Below are 2,848 nucleotides of genomic sequence, written 5' to 3' on the forward strand. Positions count from 1 at the left end.
TCGTTGAGGATCGGGTGTTGTGGCTTGGGCGGGGCAGGTCGGGCAGGGGTAGCGCAGGCGAGTAGCGCAGAGCCGAAACGGGCGGTGATGTTCATGGCGCGTCTCCGGGGGCAGACTGCGGCGGATCGAGAAACGCAACCTTGAGCCCGGCTGCGAGACCGTGAAGGGCAGCGGCGGCGGCCTGCTGGCGAACCTCGCGGGCATCATCGCGCGTCTCAATGGTTACGGCGGCTGTCATGGCGGCTTGGCGTGCGGCCTGGATGCCGGCGGCGAAGGCGGCGGTCTCGCGGGCGTTCATGGCCTTACTCCAAGATATTTTAATCCGCCACGACGCGTGCGCAGCGTCACGTCAAGAATGAACCTGATGCCCCATCTTAGTCTCATGCAGAAAGAAACGAACCCGAACCAGGGTTTGTCCTGCAAAGGAGCTAAGTCATCAACATGAAGACCCGTATCGCCGTCATCGCCACCGCTCTTGTCCTTGGCGTTGCTCCGATCTCGTCCGCGATGGCTTACGACAGCCCCTCCCGCTACACCGGCTTTGCGCCGTACGATGTGAAGACGACCGGTTCGTTCAATAGGTACGAAGGTGGCTTCCACCTTGACCCGGCCACTTGCCCCCTGAGTTCGGCCGCTGAGGGCAACGCCAACCAGCAGAACTTCCCGGTCAAGCAGTACGGCCAGACCACCGGCGGAAACCGCTGCTGATCGGCTGGTAGGTTCGCAGGCATGAAACTGAAACCCTTCAGCTACATGATGATCGGGGCCTTCGCGGTCGGCCTCATCGTCACCGTCATTGGGACGGCAGGTGCCATGGTCGGCTTCTGACGGCGGAACTGGGAACAACATCGGGTTTGTGCGGCAGGGCGAAAGCCCTGCCGTTTTCGTGTGCGCGGTTGGCCGAACCTGAATAGGGGCAAGGCTCTCCCATGGGGTCATCGGTAGGCCCTCCATGGCGCTCGCAGCCTCAAGCGTGTCAGTGTCCCGTGCTCGGGCGCAGACATGATTGCGACCGGAGACGGGTAGGGGCGTAGAATGGCTGGTATTCTGGAGGGAGCTGGCCTTGAACCGCTGCTCGCGACGGTGATGAGGCCGTGGGTGAGTGCGGTCGAAACAGCCTCACCTGGCATGCATGGGATGATGGCGTCTGCCACGTCCAGCACAGCTGCGAGCCTGAAACGCCGCGTCGTTGTCTTGCCGGCGCTCGGCTCGGCGCTCGAAGTGGCTGTTGCAGCATCCAACCTCTTTGCAGCTGCTCTCGATACGAAAAACGGCCGGGTGGCCGAGCAGCGCGCGACAGCGCTCGGGGCCTTGGTGGTGTTGATCGAGAACCTACGGTCAGCCGAGCCAAGTGAGGACACCCGAGCGCTTGGGCTGGGATGGTGACGAGCACGCTTGCGCCGTCTGTCAGCGGCGTCATCAAACGCTAGTTCAAGGCTCTGTGCGACGGCGATCAGTCGTTGCCAGCCGGACACCGTTCCATGGCCCTCGAAAAGCATTCCGATCAGCAAGCCCGCATCTCGGACGCTGACCCGAACATCGTGGCCTTCGAGATGATCGAGGACGGGAAGGTGATCCACGTCGAGATCCCAGTCGACGTGATGCATGCAGAATTCGGTGCGACCAGGCTTGGTCCCGTCGAGTTCTTTGAGTCGCATCGTGACGTGATCGAGGGAACGGCAAAGCAGACTTATGAGCGGCTTTCGGAACCCGCCGAGCATCTGCGGATGACATTTGAGGATTTTTCCGCGCCGGGTTCGAGAGCCAATGCGTCGGACGAACTGAACTGACACAACAGCTGGCTGCCGGAGGGCTGAAGGGTCCGACGACGCAGCGAGTAGGCTTGCGATGGTGGGCGTCATGTGCGCCATCCCGGCAGACCGGCCCACGCCTCCGCAAGGGCACCCTCGCGCCCAGCCTGATCCGGAGCGGCCTCGACGACCTGGCGCAGTACCGCCTCCATCGCGTCGGACCCGCCTATGGCGGCCGCATCCTGACCGTGGCGACGGATAGCCGAGCGGTACGCCTTCACGGCAGGCCCAACCTTCGGCCCACTCTCCATCGCCGTCAGGATGGCTCCCAAGGCGGCCACGATGGGTGCTGTCTCGCGCCAGGTCGTTAGCAGTGGCGATGCCTCAGCAGGTTCAGCCTTTAGCTCCTGAGGCTGCCCAGGCGGCGGCGATGCGAAGCTGGTGGTGAGGGGACGCTTCATAGCGGTTCTCTCCAGGTGGCATTCTATGGCAGCGGCGATGGTGAGGGTCTGAGCGCCCCCGGCGGTCATCTCGGCGGCATCGCGAACCGCGCGGGCTTCGATGGCGCGGACGGCGGCGAGAAGACGGTCGTGGGTCGGGATCATCGGCCGAAATCCCAGATCGGAATGCCCTGCGGCCGACCGGGCATCTCGCGGTGGGTCAGGTGTCCGAAGGAGATAGTCGCTGCCGTGATAGCGCGGACGGGGCCTCCGATCGGCAGGACGAGGCCGCCACAGGCATCCGTGCGGATGATGCCGATTTCTGCGTGGACCCCGAACAAGCGAGGCGTGGTCCAGCCCAATGCCTCGGCCTGATCCCCGAAGGTGTCGAGGAAGGCGAGGGCGCGAGCGTGAACCGAAGCCCAGCCGGTAGCGGTGTAGCCGGGGCAGGGGATGCGGTCGGGAGACAACGCCGCGAAGGCAGAGCGCCACTTCCGCAGCCCTTCGCCAAAAACTTCCGCAACCTCGAATTTAGCCAATTCCTTTTGTTCTGAGTAACTTAGTGAAATTTCCGCAGCTTCCGCAACTTCCGCAAGGTCGTTGCGCGAAAGCGCGGGTGGGCGAGCCTGCGACCCCTCATTTCCCGCGTAAGTATAT

General features: G+C 63.6%; 6 protein-coding genes. 3 read left to right on the top strand and 3 right to left on the bottom strand.

Annotated features, from left to right (window positions below):
* Positions 1-91 precede the first annotated feature (91 nt).
* Positions 92-298, bottom strand: a complete 207-nt coding sequence (locus FV226_RS27200; RefSeq protein WP_147765365.1) for a hypothetical protein — start codon at positions 296-298, stop codon at positions 92-94.
* 143 nt (positions 299-441) lie between these two features.
* Between FV226_RS27200 and FV226_RS27205 the strand changes: the two genes are divergently transcribed.
* The 3 genes from FV226_RS27205 to FV226_RS27215 all read left to right on the top strand — a co-directional run bounded on the left by FV226_RS27205 (position 442) and on the right by FV226_RS27215 (position 1,790).
* A complete protein-coding gene (locus FV226_RS27205; RefSeq protein ID WP_147765366.1) occupies positions 442-708 on the top strand; it encodes a hypothetical protein in 267 nt (88 codons plus the stop codon).
* 327 nt (positions 709-1,035) lie between these two features.
* Complete coding sequence (locus tag FV226_RS27210) at positions 1,036-1,386, top strand: hypothetical protein (protein ID WP_147765367.1); 351 nt, start codon at positions 1,036-1,038, stop codon at positions 1,384-1,386.
* 95 nt (positions 1,387-1,481) lie between these two features.
* Positions 1,482-1,790, top strand: coding sequence for a DUF1488 family protein (locus tag FV226_RS27215; RefSeq protein ID WP_147765368.1), 309 nt, complete (start codon positions 1,482-1,484; stop codon positions 1,788-1,790).
* 68 nt (positions 1,791-1,858) lie between these two features.
* On the opposite strand, the gene FV226_RS27220 is transcribed toward FV226_RS27215, so the two are convergent.
* Both FV226_RS27220 and FV226_RS28850 read right to left on the bottom strand, forming a co-directional pair.
* Complete coding sequence (locus tag FV226_RS27220; RefSeq protein ID WP_246691752.1) at positions 1,859-2,356, bottom strand: hypothetical protein; 498 nt, start codon at positions 2,354-2,356, stop codon at positions 1,859-1,861.
* Positions 2,353-2,848 (bottom strand): hypothetical protein (locus FV226_RS28850; protein WP_246691753.1); only part of this gene is annotated, 496 nt, incomplete at its 5' end. The genes FV226_RS27220 and FV226_RS28850, both read right to left, overlap by 4 nt.

Origin of the sequence: Methylobacterium sp. WL12 (assembly GCF_008039475.1) — a bacterium.
GTDB classification, from domain to species: Bacteria; Pseudomonadota; Alphaproteobacteria; order Rhizobiales; family Beijerinckiaceae; genus Methylobacterium; species Methylobacterium cerastii.